A 26,464-nucleotide genomic window follows, 5' to 3' on the forward strand; every position below is an offset into this window, starting at 1 on the left:
GCAGACAGTTGCATTTGAATATCGCTCGGAGGTTAAAAATTAATATCAATTAGCCTCATAAGTGGCACAACTAGAGCGAAAATATACTTTAATTAAAATCATGATTTTAGTATATAGTTATACTGCTTTTGCTTATGTCATCACCCCTTGAGCGCCCACTAAAATTTGAAATCAGACTGCCATCCTCCCATCCTCAGTTATTAGAAGGACTAGATATATGGCTGCGCTTAGGTTTGATATCTGATACCCAAGTCAAGCAGCTATGCCAAGAGTTTCTGGTGTGTACGGTGGTGTTGCAACCACAGCCTGAAGCGGAAATAAAGGTAGCATTTGTAACTTCTGACCCAGTGCGGCAGTTGCCCATAGCAGCTTTACAATCTAGTAACCGTAGCCAACCGCAACAAAAACTAGTTAAACCCAACTTTATCAGCACAATGTTGCAGTCCTTGGGGGCAGAACTGAGTGTCCGCTGGCTGCTTTTTCTAGGAGTATTCTTGGTAGTGGTGTCCTCTGGGGTACTAGCTGCAAGTCAGTGGCAGAGGTTTCCAGCTTCTGGACAGTATGGAGTTTTATTTGCTTATACTTTGAGTTTTTGGGGGTTAAGCTTTTGGGCGATTAGACAAAGTAATCTCAGATTGACGGCTCAGACATTGCTGATTGTCACCCTTTTGTTAATCCCAGTGAACTTTTGGGCAATGGATAGCTTTCGGTTGTGGCAAAATCCTGTGGATTGGATTGTAGTTGCGATCGCCTGCCCGACTCTTACTGCTATAACTGTTTTACTCTCCAAAAATCGGACTATTTTTGCCATACATACCGGCAAATTATTTATAGCAAATATTCTGGGGCTGAGTTATCTGCATTGGGGTTGGCAATTAAGAGGATTTCCCTTAATTGCTGTTTATCTGGCAATAATCGGCACAACTATTATTACTGTTTATCATCATTACCAACAGCCTAATCCGATCAGCGAGGAAGATCGGCGCGATCGCCGCAGGTTAAATATTAGTTTACCTGCGGCTGTAATTATTTATGCTTTGATAGTGCTGCTAGTGCGGGCGATTTTTGTTGCTGGGGTAAATGTCACTCAGTTGGGGTTAGCTATTGGTATTTGCGGCTGGTTGGTGACTTGGTTAGCACGAGTCGGGGAAGCAGGGGAGCAGGGGAGCAGGGGAGCAGGGGGAGCAGAGGAAGTAACAGTAATATTCTCCCCCTTTCCCTCATCCCTCTTACTCTGGGAAAAACTCGGTGGCATTTTACTCTTCCTGGGTTGGCTGGTTTCGGTAGTAAATTATCCCTGGCAAGCAATAGCTGTGAGTGGCTTGGGTTTGTGGTTTGTGGGAAGTTGCTTGCGGCGGTACAGTTCAAAGGCTGACTTAGCAGCAGTTTTTGTGATCGGCTTACAGACGATTTGGCTCTTTTGGCGGTTAATACCTAATAACTTGCAGCAATGGGCGATCGCTACTGGCACCCAACTCACCAACTCTCAAAATCAACCTTGGGCGTTGCTGGGTGTAGCTTTATTTCCCTACGTAATATTGATAGTGGCACTCACAGATAGCCTATATCGCATCGAAAAGCGAGAATTGGCTAAATTTGGTGAACTACTCACCCTCTTACTTGGAACTTTTTTAACAACGATCGCTATAGTAAATCCCACATTGCGATCACTAAATCTGCTATTTTCCACAATCACTCTTGCATTTGTCACTCAACGCCGCTCCCCCTCCTCATTTCCCCTGGTATATCTAACTCACATCATCGGGGTATTGACATTTTGCTCTACGATTAATTGGTTATTTCCAACCCTAAGTCAACAAGCCTGGGCAAGTATTTTATTAGCTCTGATGGTTGCAGAATGGCGATTTAGCCTCAGCCAAGGTTTATGGCAACATAGTGCATGGGATATCGGTTTAGGACTAGCCGCCGCTAGTTTTTTCCTATTGTGGATAAATACAGAATCATCTTGGTATGGTATAGCTGATAGCCGAGCTTATTGGGGAGTCATTTGGCTAATTACGCCTATAGCTCTTACGGGTGTTGCCAATTCCACAATTATCGAGCGGCGGATTACTAGCCGTTACTTAAGTGTCTTGGCTGTGATAATTGCCCAGCTACTGACTTTACAGTTACCAGGAACCAGATTAATCGGTTTGGCTGTAGGTATCGGATTGATGTTTGCAAATACGCGCTATTTCCGAAACCAAATATCTGCGGTAATTACAGAAGGATTTGCTTTAAGTTTTATTGGGGCGCTGCTGTGGACGGGTGTACCTGGCTTACCTCACCTCACGCTAGCAGGTTGGTTTGTCGCCAGCGCGATCGCAACCCTAACTCTATGGTTAACGCGGACAGTTTTGAGGCGACGCACTAACGAATTAGCAATTATCTATGCAGCCGCTAATGATAAGTGGGCGATCGCATTGTGTGGTTTTGAGTTGTTGGGTTTGACGCTACACTCAGTGCTGATTTACCAAGGGTTTATTAATTCAGGATTTTTATACTTAATTGCCACTGTTATCACCTTGGCAGCCATTGTTTATCGCAGTTGGCGTGAACCGACAAATTGGGCATTTTATGGCATTGGTTGGGGTTTGGAATTGGTGACTGCCCAAGTGCTAGGGTTTGGGGAACGCTCAATTATTAAAATAGCGATCGCAAATATCGCCTTAGGTTTAATTGCTCAACTTGTCGGAGAGTGGTGGCAACGACGACATCAATTAGAAAGGCTTCCTAGCAGCTTTCACATTTTGCCATTAATTTATGGTGCATTCAGTGTATTACTGCGTTTGGACACCTTCACCGAGTGGACTGGTTTGTATTCTTTGGGTGTAGCTTTAATTATCATTGGCGTGGGGCGACGGCGCGATAACTTTAAACCCCTGCTGTACTTAGGAATCATTGGCGTATCCATTTCTGCCTATGAACTTTTGTTCTATCAAATGTTACAAGCTTCAGGAGAAGCATTAGGTGATGGATTGATTGCTATGTCTGCCCTTGGTACTAGTATCATGTATGCTTACCGCATTCTGTCGCCAAGGCTTGTCAGCTACTTACGCCTGACTCCCCAAGAACTGAAAGGAATTGCTCATATTCATTGGGCTTGGAGTAGCTGTTTATTAATGGCTGCCATTCCTCTTCCCATTGGAGTTAACCGTTTAGTGGGATTGGCAACTGGGGTATTTTTGATTCGCTATGCCATCTTTCAGGGCCGAAATTCACGCACTTCCCCCAGCATCTTAGGAGGAATTACAATAGCCGAGATGTGGGTTTACCTTGGCTTATTAGAGGTAGCCGGCATGAGGGTTTATTGGCGCGAGACGGCAGTAGGACGATTTTGGGCTGGGCCGTTAGTTCCTTGGAATGGTGCGATCGCCTGTGTGGTAGCCTATTTTCTCTACATCTTGCCTTGGGAAAGTTGGGGTTGGTCTAAAAGACCTTGGCAGCAAGTCGCCTACATTATACCACTGATAATTTTGTGGGAAACCAGACTGCAAACTTACCCTATTACCTTGCTACTTGCAGCTGGATTCTACATTTTCCTCGCAAAAGTGGATGAAAACATCCGTTTTACCTATATTAGTATGGGGTTGATTGATTGGGCACTTTACCGTTGGTTTAATTCCTTACATTTAACTGATGTTCTATGGTATGTAACACCCATTGGGTTGTCACTGTTGTATATTGCTCAAGTTGATTTTCAATTGAAGTTACCAGAGTATAAAGCAGCTCGCCATATTCTGAGAGTGCTAAGTAATGGTTTAATTTGTGGGTGGGCAATTTTATTTAATCAAGATACAGCCTGGATACCTGGAATTTTCAGCCTCATTGCCATTTTTGCCGGATTAGCTTTGCGAGTCCGAGCTTTTCTCTACATTGGTACAGCCACTTTTTTAATTACTACAATCTATCAATCAGTAATTTTCAGCTTGCAATACTCCTTTTTAAAATGGGTTGTTGGCTTACTAGTTGGTATCCTCCTGATTTATATCGCCGCCAACTTTGAAACCCGTCGCGCTCAAATAACTTCCTTAATTCGTAGTGCCATTGATGAATTTCAATCATGGGAATAGGGCTAGGGATTAAGCTAAGGGTTGAACTAATTAGACAGGCGATCGCTCTGCAAGGTGGTGTAAGTAAAGGGAAGATAGCCCTTATTTTAGATACTTGTAAAATTAAGTAAGAGCGATGGCTCCGCTAAAGCCAACTCTACAAGACGCTTTGCGAACGGCTAACGCCCAGAAGCACAAAACAATGACACGGATTCTATTAACAGAAGCTCAACTTCGTTTACCCGAACTGATTGCAAGCCTGCAACCAGGTGAAGAAGTGCAGATTTTTTCCGGCGATCGCAAACCTTTTAAATAAACTGGAATCAGAACTGCTGAGGAAGAATAGATAATAGGGAAACCATGACACGCCCTAGAGGGAATACAAAGACTTAATCCACTGCCATTCCTGTATCAAACCCTTTCTTAGAGAGACTTGCGGCTGATATCCCAGAATTTTCTGCGCTTTAGATACATCAGCAGCGGTGTGACGGGCGTCTCCCATCGCCTTTTCGATGTAATTTCTTTTGATTGGTTTCCCAACGATTTGTTCAATCGTATCTAAGACTTCTGCTAACACCACCCTGCTACCGCCACCGATATTAAAAATTTCTCCCACTGCTTGGGGTGCGGAAGCGGCAGCTAAATTGGCGGCGATCACATCACTAACAAACGTAAACTCCCGTGTTTGCTGTCCATCGCCGTAAATAGGAATCGCCTCATCCTGTAAAATAGATTTAAAGAACTTATGAAATGCCATATCTGGGCGCTGTTTGGGACCATAGACTGTAAAATAGCGCAACGTCACACAGGGCACACCAAAGTTTTTCTGATACAGTTCACACAAAAACTCCCCTGCTAGCTTTGTAATGCCGTAAGGAGAAACCGGTTGGGGGCAAATTCCCTCGTGGGTAGGTAATGTTTCTGCATCACCATATACACTCGATGATGAGGCAAATACTAACCTTTTTAGGTGTTTTGCATCTTTGGCTGCTTCCAGCAAAACTTGTGTAGCGTTAATATTTCGTTCTGTGTAACCTCGAAAAGCTTTACCCCAACTTGCTCTAACACCTGCTTGTGCCGCTTGATGGTAAACTACATCAACATCTTTTAGGAGTTTCTGCCAATCTAAAAACTGCATATCTCCTTCAATTAATCTAAAACCAGGTGAGTGATGTAAGTGTGCAACATTCTTACGCTTTAACATCGGATCATAGTAATCATTGAATTCATCAATCCCGATCACTTCTTCCCCTTGTTGTAGCAAGATGTCTACGAGGTGAGAACCAACAAAGCCGGCAGCTCCAGTAACAATAATTTTAGCCATGTTTTCTATTTTATGCTATTGTTATGAATTTCTACATTCACAGGTTAGTATTTATAATCAATAATTATCATTACTTGATCGGGATTTTTTAATCAATTATTGTACTGTTTGAAACATCAACATTACTGAAGTAAATATATATGTTAATTTATGCTAGTACATTTCTTACTATTATTAATAACAGTAAGAAATGTACTAATTGACAAAATTGAATCTTAAAAATCAATGCAGTTGGAATTCAAAGAAGCGAATGGGACTTGAAACCGATATGGCAAGATAATTCTTTCTCTCCTCCCCCTGCCTTTTCTGGTCATTAGGGGGCTTGTACAAGTGTGAGAATTGGTGAAAAAATTGATCCGCGAGAGCCGAATTGGGCATTCTCGTTTCGTAAGGGACGCACGAGGAAATCAGTGAAAGTTTTAGTCGTAGGTAATGGAGGGCGCGAACACGCTCTGGCATGGAAACTGTTGCAATCTAAGCAAATCGAGCAAGTTATCTGTGTACCAGGGAATGGAGGCACAGCAAGTATGGAACGTTGCCAGAACTTGCCTTTAGCAGTAAATGATTTTGAGGGCATGAGTCGATATGCTCTAGAACATGGCATAACTCTGGTGATAGTTGGGCCAGAAGTACCTTTGGCAAAGGGAATCACAGATTACCTCCAAGACAAAGGATTGATGGTATTTGGGCCAGTCAGAGCGGGAGCGCAAATTGAGGCGAGTAAAGCTTGGGCAAAAGCCCTGATGCAAGAAGCTGGAATTCCGACGGCCCGGGCTGCGGTATTTACTGAGGTAGCAGCAGCAAAATCCTATGTAAGAGCTACAGGAGTGCCAATTGTCGTCAAAGCTGATGGCTTGGCGGCTGGTAAGGGTGTAACGGTGGCTTTTACAGTTGCACAGGCAGAAAGTGCCATTGATGCGATTTTTCAGGGACAGTTTGGCAGTGCTGGTAAATTTGTCGTCATTGAAGAATGTTTAATTGGGCAAGAGGTGTCAGTTTTAGCGTTAACGGATGGGTTAACAATTCGACCCTTGCTGCCAGCTCAAGACCATAAGCGCATTGGTGACGGCGATACTGGGGAAAATACTGGGGGAATGGGAGCATACAGCCCAGCACCCATCGCTACGCCAGAGTTGATGGCACGCATTCAAACAGAAGTGTTAGAAAGAGCGATCGCAACTTTACGAGCTAAAGGCATTGACTACCGAGGTGTACTGTATGCTGGATTAATGATTGCACCCGATGGCGACTTCAAGGTTTTGGAATTTAACTGTCGCTTTGGCGATCCAGAAACCCAGGTGATTTTACCACTGTTAGCAACACCCTTAGAAGAGTTGCTTTTAGCCTGTGTACAGCAGCGATTAAGTGAATTGCCGCCCATTGCTTGGAAAGGGGGAGCATCTGCGACTGTCGTTGCAGCTTCAGGTGGTTATCCAGGAGAATATAAGAAAGGCCACGTCATTACTGGCATTGGTGAGGCAGAGGCAACAGGAACAACTGTATTTCATGCAGGTACGAAGTTGAACCAGCAACAAAAAGTAGTGACAAATGGGGGTCGAGTATTAAATGTGACTGGAATCGGAAAAAATTTTGAGCAAGCGATCGCCCAAGCCTACACGGGTATCAAACATATTCAGTTTGAGGGGATATATTACCGGAAAGATATTGGTTATAGAGTTAGGAGTTAGGAGTAGAGACGCGATTAATCGCGTCTCTACAGGAGTTAGGAGTAACTAAATGTGAGGAAGGAAATAACGAATGCCCCATGCCCAATGCCTCATTCCCAATGCCTTTAACATTTTTGTCAAATTAACTGTTAATTTTTTAGTTGTTGGGCTTTATAACAAAGACTATTAACAACTTTATTTAAGATGCTAAGTCTGTTTAAAACAATTCGAGATGCGATCGCTAGTTGGTGGTCTGAGTTCACACTCCAGACCAAACTGCTGGCTGTGGCGACATTGGTGGTTTCATTGGTAATGAGTGGTTTGACCTTCTGGGCTGTGAATACAATTCAGCAGGATGCGCGGATGAATGATACCCGCTTCGGTCGTGACTTAGGGTTGCTGCTTGCTGCCAACGTTGCCCCTCTAGTTGCTGATAATAATCTGACTGAGGTTGCCCAATTTTCACAACGCTTCTACAGCAGCACCTCTAGTGTGCGTTATATGCTCTACGCTGATGAAACTGGGGAAATGTTTTTTGGCATTCCTTTTTGGGAAGCGGAGGTAGAAAACTCCCTGACGATTAAACGGCGGATACAACTGCCTGAAGATTACCCTGGTGATGGGGAAAAGCCAATGGTGCGGCAACACATGACCCCAGATGGGACAGTCACCGATGTGTTTATTCCCCTGATCGTCAATAAAAAATATTTAGGTGTATTAGCGATCGGTATTAACCCCAATCAGACCGCTGTCATCTCCACCAATTTTACCCGTGATGTCACCATTGCCGTTTTTATCACGATTTGGGTAATGGTGATTTTGGCAGGAGTGATTAACGCCTTAACCATCACTAAGCCAATAAAAGAACTGCTAGTGGGGGTGAAGCAAATTACTACTGGGAATTTCAAGCAGCGGATTAATTTACCTTTAGGAGGCGAACTAGGGGAGTTAATTTTAAGCTTTAATGAAATGGCAGAGCGATTAGAGCGCTATGAAGAACAGAATATTGAGGAACTGACCGCAGAAAAAGCGAAGCTAGAAACCCTAGTTTCAACGATCGCAGATGGTGCTGTGTTAATTGATAACAACATGCAGGTGATTTTAGTCAATCCCACGGCAAAGCGAATTTTTGGCTGGGAAACCGCTGAAGTGGTAGGCTGCAATGTGTTACATCACTTGCCCCTAGCGGTACAAATGGAAATCACCAGTCCTTTGTACGAAATGGCAGCAGGCGAATGCGAAAGTGCCGAGTTCCGAATTTTTATTAACCAACCCACCCCACGGACGGTTCGCATTCTCTTGACTACAGTACTTAACGTACAAAGAGAAAGCATCAAAGGTATTGCGATTACTATCCAAGATATTACCCGTGAGGTCGAGCTAAACGATGCAAAAAGCCAATTTATCAGCAACGTTTCTCACGAACTGCGAACGCCTCTATTTAACATCAAAACTTATATTGAAACCCTGCACGACTACGGCGAAGAATTAGCTTTACAAGAACGGCAAGAGTTTCTGCAAACTGTCAACCATGAAACCGATCGCTTAACCCGCCTAGTTAACGATGTATTGGATTTGTCAAAACTAGAATCTGGTCGTCAGTATAATTTCGATGGGGTGGATTTAGCCCAAGCGATCGAGCAAACCCTGCGTACTTACCAACTCAATGCTAAAGATAAAGGTGTTGAACTTGTTCAGGAAGTTGCTCCTAATTTACCACTGGTAATGGGTAATTATGATCTGTTAGTACAAGTGTTTGGCAATCTGATTGGTAATGCCCTTAAATTCACAAAAGCCGGTGGTAAAGTGGCAATCCGCGCCTACCAACTAGATTTCAAACCCATTCACACCCAATCTTCTCCAGTGCGGATTGAAATTTCTGATACTGGAATTGGCATTGCCACAGAAGACCAACACTCAATTTTTGAACGCTTTTTCCGCGTCGAAAACCGAGTTCACACCTTAGAAGGAACGGGTTTAGGTTTATCGATTGTCAGAAATATCATCGATAGACATCGTAGTAAAGTCCATTTAGTGAGTGAAGTCAGCATTGGCACAACTTTTTGGTTCGATTTAGCCACCTTTGAGGAAAAAGCGCCACCCATACAAGTTGAACCTATCGCTGAAGCATCCAAAATCACTACAGCCTGAAGGTTAGGGATTAGGCATTGTTTGTTATTTTTGACGATTCACTATAGCGGTTATCGTTCCCTGCGGGAAGCCGCTACGCGTCTATGGATGCAATACACTGTAACCTCACTTCCATTCCTCTCTTCTAAAAGGCTACGGTGTACACACAAGTCGGAAAAACTTCATCTACCAAAGATTTGCAGTGCATTACGCTAGTGTGACAAAGCTAAATTGTTGCAATCATGGCGATGCCTGCGGTTCTTGCTAGCCAACGCATTTATTATTTCGGCGAACTCATTTGTTATTTCGGCGAACTCATTTGTTATTTCGGCGAACTCATTTGTTATTTCGGCGAACCCATTTGTTATTTCAGCGAACCCATTTGTTATTTCGGCGAACTCATTTGTTATTTCGGCGAACTCATTTGTTATTTCGGCGAACCCATTTGTTATTTCGGCGAACCCATTTGTTATTTCGGCGAACCCATTTGTTATTTCGGCGATGCCTACCGCTGGCTACGCCTACGCATTTGTTATTTTAGCGTGTCCATAATGCACCCTACGAAACTACTAGAAGAGTTGAAACCTATGCTGGTCATACTTGTGTGTACACCCTAGCTTCTAAAAGGAGAGAAGAATGGAATCTTACTCCCCTTCCCTTGCAGGGAAGGGGCTGGGGGTTAGGTCTGTATTAGACTCAACTGAGAAGCGTTATATTCCCTATTCCCCACGAAACACAAATCAAGACCTTAATATAACGAACAACAAACAGACCAATAATAAACCTAATAGCAACAGCAAAGCCTGATTGCGTTTTACCCAACTTTTCACAGTTACTGCAAAACTGTTACTGTAACGCTGCTGTTGCAAATCTAACTTTGTCTCTTCTATATTTTGATAGAGGGTACACTCTTTAGCGTAAGGACGCTGAGGAAAATTGCAAGTATCATCAGCGTCATAGGTGCAGGTGTCGCACAGATACCCGTCCCCAGTGGTGCGGTGCAATGGAATACCGGGATGACCGTAAGCTTTGAGTGTTGTCCGGCAAAAGGGACAACTAATAGCTTGATTATCAACGAGTTGATGGCAGTGGGGACAAGATACAGTAGCCAAAACCTTTAGTGCAAATAGGTTGAGTAAACACTTTGATTCTAGCCATTTACAAAGGTAATGGGGAAATAGATACGTAGCCTGTTAATTTTAAATATGGCTAACTCTCAAAAGTGGTTATTTTAACAGTAAAAGCACTAGTTTTATAATGACTATTGAGATTTTTATAGGTGATTTATATCACTCAAAATAATTAAGGATATGACATAATCTAGGAAATATGAGCTTTTATGCCAAATCCAATAATTATTTAGAGGTAGAAAAATATTGCCTTTTAATCCTGAGCTGTGCCGTAACGAAAGCGAAGTTGAAAGCAAACTCATAGTCCAATATTTGCTACCGCAGCTAGGTTATACTCCTGACACCTGGCATCAAGAAGTTGCCCTTGGTAGCATCCGCTTAGATTTCTTAGCATTTGCTGCACAAGTGATTCCCTTTGTCTTAGATGCCAACCCGCCGCTGAGTGTCGTCATGGAGGCAAAGCATCCCAAACAAAACTTAAATAATCATGTCCCCCGCCCCGACTCAGGCATTATTTAACCAGTTTGAATGTAAGGTATGGATTGCTGACTAATGGCAAAGAGATTAAAATTTATCAAAAATTGCAGACTAATATTCAATTAGTATTTCAATGTTCTGGGAAGGACGTTGAGGCAAAATTAGATAATATTAAAGCTTTAATTGGTAGAAACAGTTTAAAAGAAGGACAGTTAGTAGAGAAAACAGAAGTTGAAATAAATGAAAATAATTCAAATTTTGAAAGAAAGAGGAAACATTCAATGAAAACGATTGCAATCTACCATAATAAAGGCGGCGTTGGTAAGACTACTGTTGCAGTCAACCTTGCAGCAGCATTAAGTAAAAAAGGTAAACGGGTACTATTAATTGATATAGATTCCCAGGCAAATACTACTTTTGCTACAGGATTAATCAAATTTCAATTTGAAGAAGATGATAATTTACGAGATTCTAATATCTATCATTTATTAGAATCAAGTGATTTTTACTTAATACCGGATGTCACCCGAAAATCACATTATTTTAATAATCCTGAATTAGATGTTATTCCTGCACATATTAATTTAATAGAAGGACAGTATAAACTTAATCAAATTGATGCTAGTAAGACTAGGTTAGTTACGAAATTAAAAAAAGTAGAGCAAAAATATGATGTTGTTATTATTGATACACCTCCCTCTAGAGATTTATATGCTAAAGTTGCACTTGTCGCTGCTGATTACCTGATAATTCCTTCAGATTTAAAGCCATTTGCAAACCAAGAATTGTTAAGTGTCAAAAACTTTATTATAGAAGTTAATGAATTTAGAGAAATGATAGGAAAATCACACATTATATTAATGGGTATCCTAGCCTCAAAAATTTCTACTAATTCTAAATTTTTACAATATACTTTTCCTAAGCAAAGGAGCGTGATTTCAGAACGTTACAATCTGCCTTTGATGGAAACAGTAATTTATGATAGAAGCGTACTATCCGAATGCATGAATCAGACTATAACAGTTGGAGATTTAGAATATCCTGATCCAAAATCTGTTATTAAATATGGAGAAGAGGTAAAGTCAGATGCTCAAAAATCTGCTATGGAATTTGATATTTTAGCAGATGAAGTTTTAATAGGAATAGGCTTAAAAAAATGATGAATTTTTCTTTGGTGGATGTAAAAAATATAACTTCTAATGAACTTCGAGCAAATTTTTCCGAGGCTGATTTGGAAAATCTCGCAGACATAATTATAGAAACTGGAGGAATTATCAGACCATTAGTTGTAAAGATGACAGGAGTAGAGAGCTATACGGTAGTTGATGGGCATTTTGAATACTACGCTGCCGTTAGGGCAAGAGAAAAAAATCCTCGGCAAGGTGAAATGGTTAATGCTTTTGTCATTGCCCCTAAGAATGAGGATAAAATATTGAAGCAAATTGCTACATTTAGGGGATTGGATTTTGATGAGAAACCAGAAGTTCAAACTCCAGTTAAAACAAATCATTCCGAATCAAGTTCAAAAAATAATGATTTTAATTTGTTAAAAAAGGAAATTGATAACTTCAGGTCAGAACTGGCACAAGAGAGACAAGAAAGACAGAAACTATACGAGACTCTCAAGCTGATTGAAAGTCAGATACCCAAACAGATTACACCTTTAGAATCATTTAATAGTCTAAGTTTACTAGAACTAACCTTCAGATTAAGAACTGCTGGTTTTACTGATAAAAAAGCTGTTCAGGTTGCTGAAAGTGTGGAGAAAGAGCGTAACAATAAAAAATTTGAATCTTTGAAAGATGTATTAGCAAGAATAAAAATTGCCAGTGGTAAAAAACAGATTAAAGGTATAAGTGGCGATAAAATGGTAGATATTGTTGATAGCTGGTCACGCATCTTATTTATTTAAAATTTAGTTACATCTGAATTGAAAGAATAATTCGGGGCTTGAGCAGATAAATGCTCTCCAATCAATTTTAGAAGAGGCTAGGCGGGAAGTCAGGGCGGCCGCATCATGTCAATAAGACTATTCTATTCTCAATAGACTCAAGAATAATCTCATTAAGCCCTACTTATTGATAAACATTTTAGCGATTGCTTTGAGCCTTGGAAAATAAATAAAGCCAGAAATACTGATTTTTCGTTGGGTCTTAATCTTGGTCTTGATCAAGAGTACTTTAGATGCGTTTGCCCTGGGCGGGAAGTGAATATAGCCAATAGAGCTTATACACAAGGGAAACTAAGCTTTTGGAAGACTAACTCTTTAGCGATCGCAGTCGTATCTATAGCCATAGCTCTTAGTACATTCTTCCTGATTAGTCAACTAAGATCCAACTCAACTTACCAACCTACCCCAACTATTCCACAAAATAGGTAGACTTCCCAATCTCTTTGCGGTTTAGCATTAGCCTTTCCACATGACTTGAAAAGTCAGTTGCATAATATGTCAATGTCTAACCCCGCACCTGTCGCAGTGCATTAAACGCCTTACCTCGTAACCCAACTGGTAACAACGATAATCCTAAACCAGTCCAAGCTTTAGGAGTTGAAAAAGACTGTCCCGCCAAAACTAGCTCTCTGCCTTTTTGCATTTCACCCTTTTCAATTAAACGCAAACCTAATAATAATTGCGTTTCAGTTAAACGATTTTTCCTGATTGTCTCTATTTTTTCAGACTCAAACTTATAACTTTCTAAATACTGCATTTTATCAAATAAATAAGGAATGGCTCGATTGATACCTTGCTGCTCTGCATGGGAGCGATATTCCATCAATAATTCTGGTAAGTAATAGCCATTTTTCCCAGCCAAAGCCAGACGCACAAATAAATCATTATCCTCACAATTTTGCAGATTTGGCTGCATATATCCTAATTCTTGCAATGTTTTACGGCAGAATAATGTTGCCCCAATTTGAAAGCTTTGGTGAATAAATACAACTTCTAACAAATTGTCTACAATACCTGCTGGTAAATTCTTCCTACCCCAGCGATGAGAATTTTCTTGAGTTTTTACCTCATCCCGCCCATTGTTAATATCAATTATCCAATGGTCCGTACCAACAAAATCAATGCTATAGTCTTGAGCAAGAATAGCTGCGGTACTTGCAAGAAAATCGGGTGTTAGCCGGTCATCATCATCAAATTTAATAAAATATTCACCACTAGCAGCATCAAAGCCAGAGCGCATATTATTACTTTTACCAATATTTTGCAGATGACGGATATATTTAATCCGGTGGTCTGTGTACTGTGACATCAACTCAGGTGTGCGATCGCTAGAACCGTCATCACAAACAATTAGCTCAAAGTCTTGCTCAGACTGATTCAGTACACTTTCAATTGCATAAGGAAGGAGATGAACACGATTAAAAGTAGGAATGCAAACAGTAATTTTAGGCATATTGTATACTAATAACTGGAAAATCTAGAAACTTTAAATCGATTACTAATTTAATGCATCGCCAATAAAGCTATATATATCCATTTTCAAAAATCCTTTTATCTTGAAGTGACTGAGTAAGGTAAACAATATTATCGTTACTTTCTAAGTTATTATTCCCAAATAATTAATAATATACACATCTTTAGATTTTATGCTGAGGTCAAGGAGGAAGTGATTTTGGTTATGGATGATACTAAACATTACCCGTTGTTTGTCTGCATTGGCAAAACCCGTGTTGTGGTATCGCTTCTGTTAAAAGCCCACAGTTATTTACTGATAAATAAACAATATTTTTAATTTAAGTATAAAAGGAGTAAGAATGTCTGACATTAAAGACAAAAAAATAATTGCTCGATAGTGGATTGAACTCATTAGTAAGCATCGAATTGAAGATATCTGCGAGATGACCGCCCCAACTTGGAAGATGCACGGTGGTTTACCTGGGCTTCTCCCAGGCTGATCTTTAGTTTCCTGAACTTGGTAATCAGGATAGCACCCTACAATGAATATACGTATGCAAACTATTCACAACCGTAAAGTAAAAGGTGGAGGCTAAACGTTGGCACAATTGCAAACACAACCTTTAGCTTTGTCAGGCTCTCAAAAAAATTGGGTCTTACTCGGTGTCGGACTTGGGGTATTCATGTCTACCCTAGATGTGGGCATCATCAATGTTGCTTTGCCCACATTGGTGCAAGCCTTTGATACCAGTTTCCCAACGACCCAATGGGCTGTATTGAGTTACCAGTTGGTCAGTTCCAGTTTAGTTTTGGGGGCAACGCGCCTGGGGGATATGTGGGGCAAAAAGTCCTTATATCAGGGGGGACTTGTTCTGTTCACTTTCAGCTCGCTATTATGTGGTTTTGCACCTGGTATTGAGTGGTTGATCGGCTTTCGGGCCCTTCAAGGACTAGGGGCTGTGTTCATTTCTGGGCTTGGTTTGGCAATCATCACAGAAGTTTTTCCCTCTTCCGAACGAGGTCGGGCTATTGGCATCATCGGTAGTGTAGTGTCACTGGGAATTGCTTTTGGCCCTTCCGCTGGTGGACTGCTCCTGGGCTTGTCAGGCTGGCATAGTATATTCTTCATCAATGTACCCTTGGGGATCATAGCTAGTTTCTTAATAGCTAGGGTGGTGCCACCTTCTTTACGCATTCAGGGCAAACATAAATTTGACTTTTTTGGAGCCATATTGGCTTTATTGACTCTGGGTAGTTTTGGGCTGGGTATGACGCTAGGGCAAAGCCAGGGCTTTAGCAGTAGCAATGCATTGATATTATTAGCGATCGCCGCCGCTAGTTTTATGACTTTTTTGGTAGTTGAAGCGATCGTAGAGCAGCCACTACTAGAGCTACACCTGTTTCGCAATCTTCAGTTAAGTATGGGTTTGCTAAGTGGCTGGCTAGCATTCACTGTTATTGGCGGTTCACTGCTGATCGTCCCTTTCTTTCTAGAGGGCGTCAAGCATTATCCAACGGTAAAAGTGGGGCTTCTATTAGCCGTGTCGCCTGTACTTAGTGGGTTAATTGCCCCATTAGCGGGAACACTTTCAGACCGCTTTGGCGGTCGAGTAATCAGCTCCATTGGGCTGGGGTTGATGATTGGTGGCTGTCTGGGGATCAGCACCTTTGATGCTCAAATTACTGAGTTAGGCTATGTGTCGCGCTATTTTATTTACGGCATTGGATTGGGTTTATTCCAATCACCCAACAACAGCACTGTCATGGGAGCAGTACCGAGGGAGCGGCTAGGGATTGCTTCTGGGCTGCTTTCTTTATCACGTACCTTAGGGAACACAGTAGGAGTTTCTTTAATCGGGGCAGTATTTGGAGCGCTAATCGCTAGCATGTCTGCGGGTGCAGATGTCTCTGTTGCCTCTCCTGAGGCGATCGTTGCGGGGTTCCAAGGAACTTTTCGCTTCGCAGCCCTAATACTTTGTGGAGCAGCGGTTGCATCCGTTTTGAGGAGCAGTAAGAGGCAGGGGGCACAGAGGGAGCAGGGGAGGAATAATTAATGCTCAATGCCTAATGCCCAATACTTCAAAGCCTCTGAGTACAAGTGCCCGATGTGCAATGTCCAATATTGAATTATCAATTACTAAGGAGTTAAATAAATGACAGGTAAATTAGAAGGAAAAGTAGCAATTATCACTGGAGCTTCAGCGGGAATTAGAGAAGCAACTGCGATCGCCTTGGCTTCAGTTGGAGCAACAGTAGTACTCGCTGCTAGGCGTGGTGATCGCATTCAGGCATTGACAAAACGCATCGAAGCTAGTGGTGGCAAGGCATATAGTCAATATTTCCTCAGTGGCTGGTCGGACAGCGCGGGTGGGCGTCGGTGTTTATAATGCTACCAAATGGGGTGTGAATGCTCTCTTTGAAGCATTGCGCCAAGAACACAAGGACAATATCCGCGTCACCATCATCGAACCAGGTTTGGTGGATACGGAAATTGACAACCAAATTACCGATCCCATTGCCAAACAAGCCATTGAAGAACGACGCAAGGCAATTACACCTCTGCAAAGCGAAGACATTGCAGCTGCGATCGTTTACGCCGTCACCCAGCCATCACGCGTTAATGTCAACGAAATCCTCATCCGACCAACGGGACAAGAAAATTAAAGCTAAAGGGCAAGCTTAACGGGCGTGCCCTTTTTTAGATAGGTAGTGTAAACCTGAACCAGATATCTTTTTATTAACATCTGAAAGCATGAATGTTAATCCTAATAAATCCGTTGTTATTGAAGACTCAGAAAATGGGATAAAAGCTACTAAAAAAGTAGGTATGAAATGCGTTGCTTTTGCTGGATTGAAACATAATAAGCAGAATCTTTCAAGCGCAGATTTAATTGTGAATGCTTACTCAGATGTTAATCTCTGTAGCTTACAGCAATTATTCAACTGATAAAGTTAGCTGATACTTGAACTTTGCTAAGTATACTAAGAAAGAAACCTTTCTATGGAAAGCTTTCAGTCACTTTTGCTTTTCACGCAATTAAATAAGAGTTCTATATTCTGATTCCTAGCTTTTGAAGCAATAATTCTTACCTGCGTTGGCGAACTCTCAAAATAGCACCTGAAACACCGAAAGCTAATATAGCCACGGGATAATTTGGTTCAGGAACTGCAATAATGCTCACCCTGTTGATGGCGAAAGCCCTATTTGACTCAGAAGTGCTGAAAACGAGTCGCGAGATGTTAGCAGTTTCACTGCGAATTCCAAGGAACAATGCCGAATTGTCCAATGTTATTGAAGAAGTTCCCGGTACCGAGAAAGTACCCAATAGGTTGTTGGCACTATCAAAAGCTGAGACAAATGTGTTGAATTCTATAATATCGTCCACAGCTATTTGAGTACCAGCACCAAAAACAGGCTGATCAAAGCTAATGGTCAAAGGTTCTGGGTTGCCAACGGCAGGAAAACCACTTCTTGGGTTGAAGCCTGTCAATAAAAGAAAATCGCCATCAGCGAAGTTAGTCGGAATACCTTTGGGTATAAAAGAGGTTTGAAAAACAAAAGGTGGGGTAATACCAGAATCATTAACTTGAGGTACAGTTACACCAAGAGCTAAACCGCCTTCGGATGCTGCTGAAAAGGAGTTAGGCAAAAAAGCCGAAGGATCGGGAGCAAAGGGATTGAAGACTTTACCCAAACTTGACCAATCAATTCCGTCATTGCTTCCGAAAGTAGCACGACTAGTTACTAATGTAACTGCTTTAACTGGTAACGGGAGAACTGCTATGAGAGTTGTAATTGCTAGTTTGGTGGCAATTGCTGGTAAATATTTGATTGAGAACTTTAATAATTGATTTGCCGCAAATGCCACAAAGCTTACTCCTTATATCGTGGATTGGTATCATCAAGATATTGCTGCCTGTAGTTAGGCTTACTCTCAATCCTACGGAAAAGGGAGTTATATGATAATTAATTTATCTTAAAGTTATAGTGAAATTACTGGAAATTTACAGAAAAGGAAATAATCTACATTATTATGTCACTCAGTCGTAGCGACCTCGAAGCCGGAAATGAACAGGCAAGACTATTAGAAGCATCACACTCTGGAATAAAGCTAACTACCTTGAGTGAAGATGAATTACAGCGATCGCTCGATGAAACACTACAACAGCAACCAGCAAATTCTGATATCTGGATATTTGCCTACGGTTCGCTGATTTGGAATCCCCTAATCACATATGTCGAGCGCCGTGCTGGGATGATTTATGGTTGGCATCGGCGCTTCTGTACATGGATGATCCTCGGTTATGGGACTCCAGAGAATCCCGGATTACTCTTAGGACTTGATCGGGGCGGTAGTTGTCGTGGTATTGCTTATCGAATTGCTGCTGCCGATGTACCATCAGAATTACTGCTGATTTGGCGACGCGAGATGGTAGCTGGTGTCTACGTTGCTCGTTGGGTAAGGATGTTTGATGGTACGCAAGAATTCAAAGCGATCGCTTTTGTTGCCAATCGTCAACATCCCAGGTACGCTGATCATATACCATTCACAACCACTGTTGATAGTATTGCCACCGCATCTGGAAAATTCGGTGACTGCGCTGATTATCTCATCAGAACTGTCGATGGATTAATCGCAGAAAGCATTAAAGATAGACAATTACTCTTATTACGCGAACAAGTGCTGGCAAAACAACAAGCGCTTTTAGTTAGTGGCGGCTCTACTCAAACTACTACTTTAGAATAACTGTTGTAAACCTCTAATTGAATAATTAAACCGATACTAAAAAAATCTAGATTTGAAATTATGGAAAAGAATTATCCTCGAAAAACAATCACTGAGTATTTCTATAAAAAACGAGTTTGAGCAGCGATCGCCCAGAGTCAGGTGCAGTGTTTGCTTCCCAAGCAGATTGTTTAATTCAGATAAATATGACAAAGTTTGCGATTTACTGAATGTAGGTGCGTTCGCCCGATGCAAAGGGGTGACATTTCAGCTTTGCTCGTACAGCCCAACAGAACAGAAGGAAGGTTAGCGAACATAGCGAATCCTTTAAATTACCGCGCTATCACCATCGACTGTGGACCTCGTGCAACCGTGATCGAGAAGTCAGTCTTTACCAGTTCTGTACGCTTGGGGTCAGCGAAATCACCTGTCAGTCTCCAGAAATCGACTGATCCGTTCGGCTTTGAGCGGTCAAAATGTGCAAAACATACCACAGCCAGAAAGCGACTCGTGTTGTCAAAGACAGCGGACTCAGGTAACATGCCGTCGAAGGGAAACTCTCCCACGCGATCAATGCTCCCGGTCTGCGGGTCCAGCCGGAGCAGAGAGACGGAGGAGAAGAAGCCTTGCTTGGGGTCATCCAATGGTTGCGCGCTGCGTTCCAGATTCGTCGTAGCGATCCAGTGCTGATTGGGGCTTATGGCTAAACCCTCTGGCATCACGCCAGTGTCTGCCCTCGAAACGAGAAGATGGTGCGGGGTACCATCCGCAGCTGTGCTTTGTTCAAGCCGAATACTGGAAACGGTTCCACGAATATCAGTACCGAGCAGCATTGCGTTTACGATGGCAAACCGACCATCAGGGGTAAAACGCACAAGGAAAGGAGCAATGTCGAGGTTGACGGGATCGCCCCAGCTTGAAAGCGCTACGGTCTTTGAGGTCGCGTCTACCTGAATTAAGGACAGCCTCGGATGCTCACTGTAGACCAACCCAAGGATATTTTTCTTTGGATGGAACTCCGCACTCACAAGGGCATCACCAGCCTCAAAACCAGGAATGCTTGGAAGGAAAGGCTTAGAGAGTTTCCCTTGTTGAAGACGATACATGGCCAGAAGCGGCTGCTTCCGTTGAGGCGTTTTCTTGAAGACGACGGCTACGAGTGTGCCGTCTGCGTTGACCGACACAGAGAGGGGACTATCGAACCCTTCGATCTTCTGAACCACTTTCGGGTGATCCGGGTCGGAAAGATCGACGACCGTGATTGTGCGGCCAAGAGGAAGGTCACTCAGCTTGGCATCCGGTAGTTTGCTGGGACGTGGACCTTGCGTTTCGATCACGATGGCGTACCTGCTATCCGGCGTAAGGGCGATCGAAGAAGGGGGACCGATCACTGAATTTGTGACCTCCACCGTAATGGGTTTCATAGCAGCAGGGGACCGATCAAGCCGTATCACCGAGAGCTCGTCGGGACCAGCCATGGGACCGAGTTTCCCGTCGATATAAGCAGAAGGGAGCATGTCCGTGTCCGAAGCCACAACGAGATATCGACCTTGGAAGTCGAAAGCCGGCACAGCGATCTGGTTCTGAGCGCTTATTGGAGAATTGGGAATGCTCAGAAGTCCTGCACCCAACACGCAAAATGAAAGGTAGGACAAACGCATCTTAATGAAGGACAAAATGTGATCATAACGGCAGAGTCGACAAAGCATGGCTTTCGGGGTTTAGGCTAATTTTTGTCTCTTGTATGATATAGCAATTCTAAAATTTAAGAGGAGTCAGTCGCTGGAGAGAGTACTGAGTCCTTAAGCATGAAGTCAATTAAATGCTGTCAACTGCCAAATAGCAAATACTTGATGAGGCTGAGGACATATTGAAAGAAGCCTTTGCGTGTGCGATGCTGCAAGCGGATTTGCTGGTAGGGATTCAAGCTGAACGATAGCGGAACTTGGTGGACAGCCAAAGCCAATTAATTGCTAAACCCAAACCCCGTGGAAAGTCTCCTGGCTGGACTACTGGAGAATCATGAATTATTATAATTAGCTACTTAATTATTAAAAAAGTACTATCAAGTAGAAGAAAGAACCAGCTAAGTCAGCTTGAACTTTTATTTTTTATATTTTTAGCTGTGTAGCTTGCTAATTCAATGCTGCTGAGTCATTTTGTCATGGCTTAATCTAAACTCCTGTATTGATATTCATAGTAATTATTCGGGTTTACCGAACCGATAAATTCGAGTAAACCGTAACTTTTTTAATTGCCTAATTTGGTGTGGTAATCATCATTTATTAGGTGAAAAAACCGAATTCCTCAGCTTTTTATTTTTGAATATTATGGTAATCAAACCAAGGAATTTAATCCAAAGTTGTTCAGCAAAAAATTACTACTGTTACAAGGGATAAATTAATATGCTAGTTCGTGACAACCCCTAGCAAGAATTGAACACTTTAGAACGTCACATCAACGGCTTATTTGGAGATACCAGAGTTCCCTCTACACGGGTTGAAAAAGGCTTTATTAGAGTTCCATCTGCTGAGTTGCACGAAACTACTGATGCGATTCATCTGAAGCTAGAACTACCAGGACTTGAAGCTAAAGACCTAGATATTCAAGTCACCGAAGATGCTAGCGCAAGTCCCAAACTAAAACCGAAAACAATGGCACTACCAAGAGCGAATTCTACTATGGTAAATTCCAACGTGTAATTCCTCTATCTGGTCGGATTCAAAATACCAATGTCACCGCAGATTATAAAGACGGGATCTTGAATTTGACACTGCCAAAGTCCGAGCAAGAAAAGAACAAAGTTGTCAAGGTTAGTTTAGAGCAACCTGCTGCCTAATGGCTTCTGATGAGACTATTCTACCGACAATAATTGATTGAGATAGCTAAGAGCTTGGTTATGAGACGACCAAGCTCTTTTTTGTAGTAATTGTCTGTGAGGGAGCGATGGGGTACCTGCTTGCCAACTCTTAGAGAAAGTTTGACAATTGGGTTTTCCTCTCTACGAGATGCTTTTGCTTGGAACTGGAGGTAGAGTATGACGCTCAAAGAAATTCCAAATCATTTGAGTTGAGTCTAAACCCAGGTTTTGATTGAACTTGTTAATATTCTTATCATCAGAAGTACCACCGTACCAAAGATGTCCCCCATTAACTACAGCCAATTCTAAAACCTCAGAACCACCACTACAACCGGAGTAGGAATAGGTTTTAACTCTATCGCTACTGCGAGCATTGTCAAGGGCAAATGCTAGATCGTTTGTAGCATATGTGGGACATTGGTTATGATCGCGCCAAAAATTTACTACTTCCGGAATCGAAACGAGCGCTCCTTTTTGAGTTTTCTTGTCACCCTGATAATGTACAGATTGGTCGTTTGTGCCGTTAATCATCAACATTGATACAGGAAGAAGCGGTTGGCATGTTTGTTCAAGTCGCATTGGCAAAGAACCAGCAACAGAAGCAAAAGCTGCTATTTTATCGGATAGTTGACAAGTCAAAGCCTGAGTTAATATTCCACCCTTAGAAAAGCCAGTAGCGTAGATTCTACGGTTATCAATATTTCTAACTTGCTGTAAGTGATTAAGTAAATTCTTCACAAAAGAGATATCATTAATGTTCCTTTTGCCATTCTTTCTCAGGCTCCATTTATGGTCAATTCCATCAGGATAAACTACAATAAACCCTTTTTGTTCTGCTAATTCATTAAACCCTGAGACATTACTAATTGAGCGCCCGCTACCATCGTCCCCATGAAATACTAAAACTAATGGCATAGGACGGCTAGAAGAATAAGACTTGGGTGTATAAATATAGTAAGTACGCACAGAACCTTGCTCAGTTAATTCGCCATCACTAGCACCAAAAATAACTTTGGATTGCCGAGCAGTTATTTGCTGTGCTTGAATTGATTTGCAAGCTGTTACTAAACCAATTAACGTAAAAAAAATAAATACTCGCTTCAACAACTGAAAACTTAGATGAATATTCACGATAAATAAAATTTGGTAAAAGTATAAGTATTTTGTTTTTCATGCTGTTATAAATAACAAAGTACATCTATTCACTTACTGTTTACCTCATACAAATGGTTGAATAATCGCTCAATTACAACTAGTAAAACTCTAACTACAGATAGTAAAACTCTAACTACAGATATAATTTAGTACTCATAGGGGGTTGGGGTGGGTGCGACGCTCTCCCATTTTCCTCTCTCCGAGACGCTCAACGCATTTGCTTGAATGAAGGGCGGTACATGCCGATGGTTGGCAGCAATGCGATTTTGTGAGGTGGGGAAGCTCTTGAGGCTATCGAGGCAGGGGGAGAGAAAGAAATAAGTGTATTTAGAGCTATAACGGTCGTAGAAAATACTAAAGTTTTCTCTTGACTCCCCCTGCTCCCCCTGCCTCAAGAGCTCTTTTCACGATGATCTCACTTTTTCGCGTTGCTCCCCCGATGGTTTGTCTTTAGTCTATCATCTGATCGGGGGAATAGGGGCGAGCAAGTCGGTGGCTTTCATCCTCCCGAAGATACGTATTTGGGTACATCTAAGGGTTAAGGGAATCAATAAAACAGGAATGACAATTAGAACATTAACCTTATGAGATAGCAGCCTGGCAAATACGACAAAATACCCTGAAATATTTACAGCATAAACAATGCAGCAATTTGTGGTCAAACAATTAAAGCCTTCAAAAGTAATAAAAAATGATAAACCATTCACATTTGAAGCAGAAACTAGATAGATTTTGGCGTCAAATATTTAAAAAAACTTTTTGGGTAATTGTTTGTTTAATAGTTCTATTTAGTGCTGGTTTTATGTCTGCCAACGCTGTACAGCCATTACGTAAGCCTTCTCTGTGGCAAGTTTATCAGCACTCACTCAAATCAGCAAAATATGTTGACTTGACTCATGCGTAGGCGTAGCCCGTCGTAGACATCGCTCCTTTAATTCCTGTGTGGTCAGGTTTTGGTTCATCGAAGTTTGCGCCTGCCATCAACCCAAAAACAGGTGAGTCATACACTTAGCAAAAAGATGGGTTTGAAGCAACTCATTACGATTTATCCACCGATCAGCTAGGAACCCAACTAGATCCCCCTGCTCACTGGAACCCTGACTATCCAGCTATTGATGAATTGCCAGCGACTTTTGCTGTTCGTCCTCTAGTAATAATTCCGATTCAGGATAAAGTTGCCCTAGACCCCAATTATCATTTGAGTGTTAAAGATATTCAGGATTGGGAACGCAAACATGGCAGAATTCCACAAGGCTCAGTTGTGTTTGTTCGCTCTGATTGGTCTTCATCATGGCCAAACCCCGAATTAGCTACAAGAACTAAGTTTCCTGGGGTGAAGCTAGAAGCTTTGCAGTTTCTCCACCTTCAGCGTCAAATTCTTTTCCACGGACACGAACCCCTAGATACAGACAGCACCCCAACGTTGGAAGGAGAAGCTTGGCTGTTGAAAAATGGATATACACAAGCAGAGGGTGTTGCGAATCTAGATCAGGTGCCAGAAACAGGCGCCTTGATCTCTATTGGATATCCTAAATTCAAAGGTGGTTTAGGAGGTTATGCACGTTACATTGCCATCTGTCCGCCAAACTGGAAATACGGCGTTTCTATAGGTAAAACACCGGAATCTCCCCTGCAAAAAGCAGAAAAACCCCTCCACTGGGATACAAAATTGGGTGTACGGATACGGTGAGATGAAGCAATTCAGTTATTGCTTCCTCACTTGAATGATCAGCGATCGCTCATAGCTTTTATCGTTGTTCTCAAAATTGGTAAAGTTGTAAGGCTACCCAACGCCTTTGTTTGTATCGAGTGCAAATGCCTATCTACAGAAAAGGTCAAATACCTCATCGGTCAGCTAGAATTGCCACTTTAGCAATGAATAACGACGTTGTGATTTTTATTTGTTCAAAGGTTCTGGCAATTTGGCATAACAAATTTCTGTTTTGCAGCTTAAATTGAGATATCAACAGAACGGAACACCCACAAATCGCCAGTTATTGACCCAACGCTATAGAATAACTTCTCAGGCAACAAAAAGCGCTCGGTCATCGCAACTCTTGGAGACGCTGCGCGAACGCCACAACTGGCTAGTAATCTACTAGAAAACATATAGTAAATCTGCGACACGCTCAACGCGAAAGCAGTTTGATTTTTTGGCGCCGACTTACTTAATGCGAACTGAAGAATTAATTGAAAACTGGTATCAAGAAGAGAGAAATTTGTCTCTTCAAGTGGCTCGTGACTTCATACTGGAACATCTTGAACAAAGGGTGGGCTTAGATGCACATAGTCAGATTCCTGTCAATGCGTAAGTTCTGTTTGGTTCTTCTCAACTCAGTTTCTCTGAGTTATTTTGTGCTTCTTAGTCTAAAGTCCAGTTAAATAGAATGATGTACAGTGTGCTTAATAGTACATTCCCTGACCTTCATAAAGAATCTGAAAATATGCAGAAAGATTCAGCCTAATCACCTTCAGCGAGCGTATTATGCGGAAAGAGTGGGCATAAACGCCACATTAAGGTGTTATGGTCTTATACAGAATCATTTAGACTATGCACCCGCTGCGATATCTTGTGCAGAAGCGTTCTGTATAAGAATTGTTAAGCCCTGCTGATGTCCTTCATCACACTTCTTATGCCAGACAAATCTGCACCTGAAATTGAACTGATACGCGCGGCGTACGCTGCCTTCAACGCGCGAGATATTGACGCCGCCCTCGCCACAACGACTCCTGAGGTGGATTGGCCGAAAGCGTTTGAAGGCGGTTATGTCCATGGACATCAAGCAGTCCGCGCTTATTGGACAAGGCAATGGTTTGGCATCAATCCGCACGTTGAGCCGATTTCCTTTCACCGGGAGGATTCCGGGCGTATTTTAGTCGATGTGCATCAGGTCGTGCGCGACCTAGCTGGAACAGTTCTTTCCGATCAGCACGTTGGTCATCGTTATACCATTGAGCATGGCTTGATTCAAACCATGGAAATCTGTCTACCTCCATTGTCCGGTCACTAAGCCTAACAAGGCGCTGCAACGAACAGCGGGGTAGTGTCTGTCGTGGAGAGGTTGCTTTTCCTCCCGCCGTCGCGGAACTTCCAGCCGTTAGACCCTGCTGCAAAGTCCGCGCCTAACTCTCCCTCTGCTCAAGAACAGCCTACCTTAACAGATAAATAAATTCCCTTAACCCAAGCGTATTACCCTATACAACCATATCAAAGGGAGTGATGCTGGTTGGTTCTTCCTTGTAGCCATGCACATGCAGCTGATCGTGGTTGGTGTAGCGATAAGTTAGGCGATGAATTAGCCAAGCATAGCCGTGAAAGGCGAAGAAAATTAGTTTGTCTGTGGTGAAAATCGTGTCAAAGTCTTTTTCACTCAAACCGTGGGATGTTCGCTTTTTGGCTGGAGTGTGATCAAATCGACAAAGTTTTGCGTAAGTCCTGTTAGGCATCATGTAAAAATAAGTTGAACAATTAGGGAGAAATTTGGGGTTTGATAATATAGTTCCACTCACCATGAAAAGAGTTTCGCTCAATGGCA

Annotated in this window: 17 protein-coding genes and 7 pseudogenes; 15 read left to right on the forward strand and 9 right to left on the reverse strand. The window is 42.2% G+C overall.

Annotated features, from left to right (window positions below; genetic code table 11):
• Positions 1–134 precede the first annotated feature (134 nt).
• The gene (locus V7K21_RS25220; protein ID WP_335178077.1) at positions 135–4,073 is read left to right on the forward strand and encodes a DUF2157 domain-containing protein; all 3,939 of its coding nucleotides are present in this window, start codon (positions 135–137) and stop codon (positions 4,071–4,073) included.
• Between the two features lie 115 nt (positions 4,074–4,188).
• Positions 4,189–4,368 carry a hypothetical protein gene (locus tag V7K21_RS25225; RefSeq protein WP_335178079.1) on the forward strand — a complete coding sequence of 60 codons (180 nt, stop codon included), beginning with the start codon at positions 4,189–4,191 and terminating at the stop codon, positions 4,366–4,368.
• A 54-nt stretch (positions 4,369–4,422) separates the two neighbouring features.
• On the opposite strand, the gene V7K21_RS25230 is transcribed toward V7K21_RS25225, so the two are convergent.
• On the reverse strand, positions 4,423–5,376 hold the full coding sequence (locus V7K21_RS25230) for an NAD-dependent epimerase/dehydratase family protein (protein WP_335178080.1): 954 nt from the start codon (positions 5,374–5,376) through the stop codon (positions 4,423–4,425).
• A 410-nt stretch (positions 5,377–5,786) separates the two neighbouring features.
• On the opposite strand from V7K21_RS25230, the gene purD reads away from it, so the two are divergent.
• Both purD and nblS read left to right on the forward strand, forming a co-directional pair.
• A complete protein-coding gene (purD, locus tag V7K21_RS25235; RefSeq protein ID WP_335178082.1) occupies positions 5,787–7,064 on the forward strand; it encodes a phosphoribosylamine--glycine ligase in 1,278 nt (425 codons plus the stop codon).
• 183 nt (positions 7,065–7,247) lie between these two features.
• The gene (nblS, locus tag V7K21_RS25240; protein WP_335178084.1) at positions 7,248–9,194 is read left to right on the forward strand and encodes a two-component system sensor histidine kinase NblS; all 1,947 of its coding nucleotides are present in this window, start codon (positions 7,248–7,250) and stop codon (positions 9,192–9,194) included.
• 719 nt (positions 9,195–9,913) lie between these two features.
• On the opposite strand, the gene V7K21_RS25245 is transcribed toward nblS, so the two are convergent.
• Positions 9,914–10,285, reverse strand: coding sequence for a zinc ribbon domain-containing protein (locus V7K21_RS25245; protein ID WP_335178086.1), 372 nt, complete (start codon positions 10,283–10,285; stop codon positions 9,914–9,916).
• Between the two features lie 264 nt (positions 10,286–10,549).
• Here V7K21_RS25245 and V7K21_RS25255 point away from each other — a divergent pair.
• Positions 10,550–11,940, forward strand: a pseudogene (locus V7K21_RS25255) (AAA family ATPase).
• Positions 11,937–12,692 (forward strand): chromosome partitioning protein ParB, encoded by a 756-nt coding sequence (locus V7K21_RS25260; protein ID WP_335178092.1) that lies wholly within the window; start codon positions 11,937–11,939, stop codon positions 12,690–12,692. The pseudogene V7K21_RS25255 and the gene V7K21_RS25260 overlap by 4 nt, the downstream one beginning before the upstream one ends.
• Positions 12,693–13,236: 544 nt before the next feature.
• Here V7K21_RS25260 and V7K21_RS25265 read toward each other — a convergent pair.
• A complete protein-coding gene (locus tag V7K21_RS25265; RefSeq protein WP_335178094.1) occupies positions 13,237–14,184 on the reverse strand; it encodes a glycosyltransferase family 2 protein in 948 nt (315 codons plus the stop codon).
• 601 nt (positions 14,185–14,785) lie between these two features.
• On the opposite strand from V7K21_RS25265, the gene V7K21_RS25270 reads away from it, so the two are divergent.
• From V7K21_RS25270 to V7K21_RS25280, 3 genes and pseudogenes are all read left to right on the forward strand, one after another.
• Positions 14,786–16,240 (forward strand): MFS transporter, encoded by a 1,455-nt coding sequence (locus V7K21_RS25270; protein WP_335178096.1) that lies wholly within the window; start codon positions 14,786–14,788, stop codon positions 16,238–16,240.
• Between the two features lie 99 nt (positions 16,241–16,339).
• Positions 16,340–16,850: pseudogene (locus tag V7K21_RS25275) on the forward strand (SDR family NAD(P)-dependent oxidoreductase).
• Between the two features lie 58 nt (positions 16,851–16,908).
• Positions 16,909–17,133: pseudogene (locus tag V7K21_RS25280) on the forward strand (HAD-IA family hydrolase); the annotation flags it as partial.
• A 139-nt stretch (positions 17,134–17,272) separates the two neighbouring features.
• Here the strand turns inward: V7K21_RS25280 and V7K21_RS25285 are convergent.
• Positions 17,273–18,055 carry a hypothetical protein gene (locus V7K21_RS25285; RefSeq protein ID WP_335178098.1) on the reverse strand — a complete coding sequence of 261 codons (783 nt, stop codon included), beginning with the start codon at positions 18,053–18,055 and terminating at the stop codon, positions 17,273–17,275.
• 165 nt (positions 18,056–18,220) lie between these two features.
• Between V7K21_RS25285 and V7K21_RS25290 the strand changes: the two genes are divergently transcribed.
• Positions 18,221–18,934, forward strand: a complete 714-nt coding sequence (locus V7K21_RS25290) for a gamma-glutamylcyclotransferase (protein WP_335178100.1) — start codon at positions 18,221–18,223, stop codon at positions 18,932–18,934.
• A 311-nt stretch (positions 18,935–19,245) separates the two neighbouring features.
• Here V7K21_RS25290 and V7K21_RS25295 read toward each other — a convergent pair whose 3' ends face one another.
• Positions 19,246–20,391 carry a hypothetical protein gene (locus V7K21_RS25295; protein WP_335178102.1) on the reverse strand — a complete coding sequence of 382 codons (1,146 nt, stop codon included), beginning with the start codon at positions 20,389–20,391 and terminating at the stop codon, positions 19,246–19,248.
• Between the two features lie 350 nt (positions 20,392–20,741).
• Positions 20,742–20,873 (reverse strand): hypothetical protein, encoded by a 132-nt coding sequence (locus tag V7K21_RS25300; protein WP_335178104.1) that lies wholly within the window; start codon positions 20,871–20,873, stop codon positions 20,742–20,744.
• 475 nt (positions 20,874–21,348) lie between these two features.
• Here V7K21_RS25300 and V7K21_RS25305 point away from each other — a divergent pair.
• Positions 21,349–21,752: pseudogene (locus V7K21_RS25305) on the forward strand (Hsp20/alpha crystallin family protein).
• A gap of 162 nt (positions 21,753–21,914) precedes the next feature.
• Here the strand turns inward: V7K21_RS25305 and V7K21_RS25310 are convergent.
• A complete protein-coding gene (locus tag V7K21_RS25310; protein ID WP_335178106.1) occupies positions 21,915–22,904 on the reverse strand; it encodes an extracellular catalytic domain type 1 short-chain-length polyhydroxyalkanoate depolymerase in 990 nt (329 codons plus the stop codon).
• A 1,081-nt stretch (positions 22,905–23,985) separates the two neighbouring features.
• Here V7K21_RS25310 and V7K21_RS25315 point away from each other — a divergent pair.
• Both V7K21_RS25315 and V7K21_RS25320 read left to right on the forward strand, forming a co-directional pair.
• Positions 23,986–24,618 (forward strand): annotated as a pseudogene (locus tag V7K21_RS25315) (cyclase family protein); the annotation flags it as partial.
• A gap of 18 nt (positions 24,619–24,636) precedes the next feature.
• On the forward strand, positions 24,637–24,801 hold the full coding sequence (locus V7K21_RS25320; protein ID WP_335178107.1) for a hypothetical protein: 165 nt from the start codon (positions 24,637–24,639) through the stop codon (positions 24,799–24,801).
• 77 nt (positions 24,802–24,878) lie between these two features.
• On the opposite strand, the gene V7K21_RS25325 is transcribed toward V7K21_RS25320, so the two are convergent.
• Entirely contained in the window at positions 24,879–25,037 is a 159-nt protein-coding gene (locus tag V7K21_RS25325; protein ID WP_335178109.1) for a hypothetical protein, read from the reverse strand.
• A gap of 59 nt (positions 25,038–25,096) precedes the next feature.
• Between V7K21_RS25325 and V7K21_RS25330 the strand changes: the two are divergent.
• Positions 25,097–25,240, forward strand: a pseudogene (locus V7K21_RS25330) (IS701 family transposase); the annotation flags it as partial.
• Between the two features lie 321 nt (positions 25,241–25,561).
• A complete protein-coding gene (locus V7K21_RS25335; protein WP_335178114.1) occupies positions 25,562–25,939 on the forward strand; it encodes a nuclear transport factor 2 family protein in 378 nt (125 codons plus the stop codon).
• A gap of 187 nt (positions 25,940–26,126) precedes the next feature.
• Here V7K21_RS25335 and V7K21_RS25340 read toward each other — a convergent pair.
• A pseudogene (locus V7K21_RS25340) lies at positions 26,127–26,353 on the reverse strand (hypothetical protein); the annotation flags it as partial.
• Positions 26,354–26,464: the final 111 nt, after the last annotated feature.

This window comes from Nostoc sp. (assembly GCF_036919595.1).
Classification (GTDB): domain Bacteria; phylum Cyanobacteriota; class Cyanobacteriia; order Cyanobacteriales; family Nostocaceae; genus Nostoc.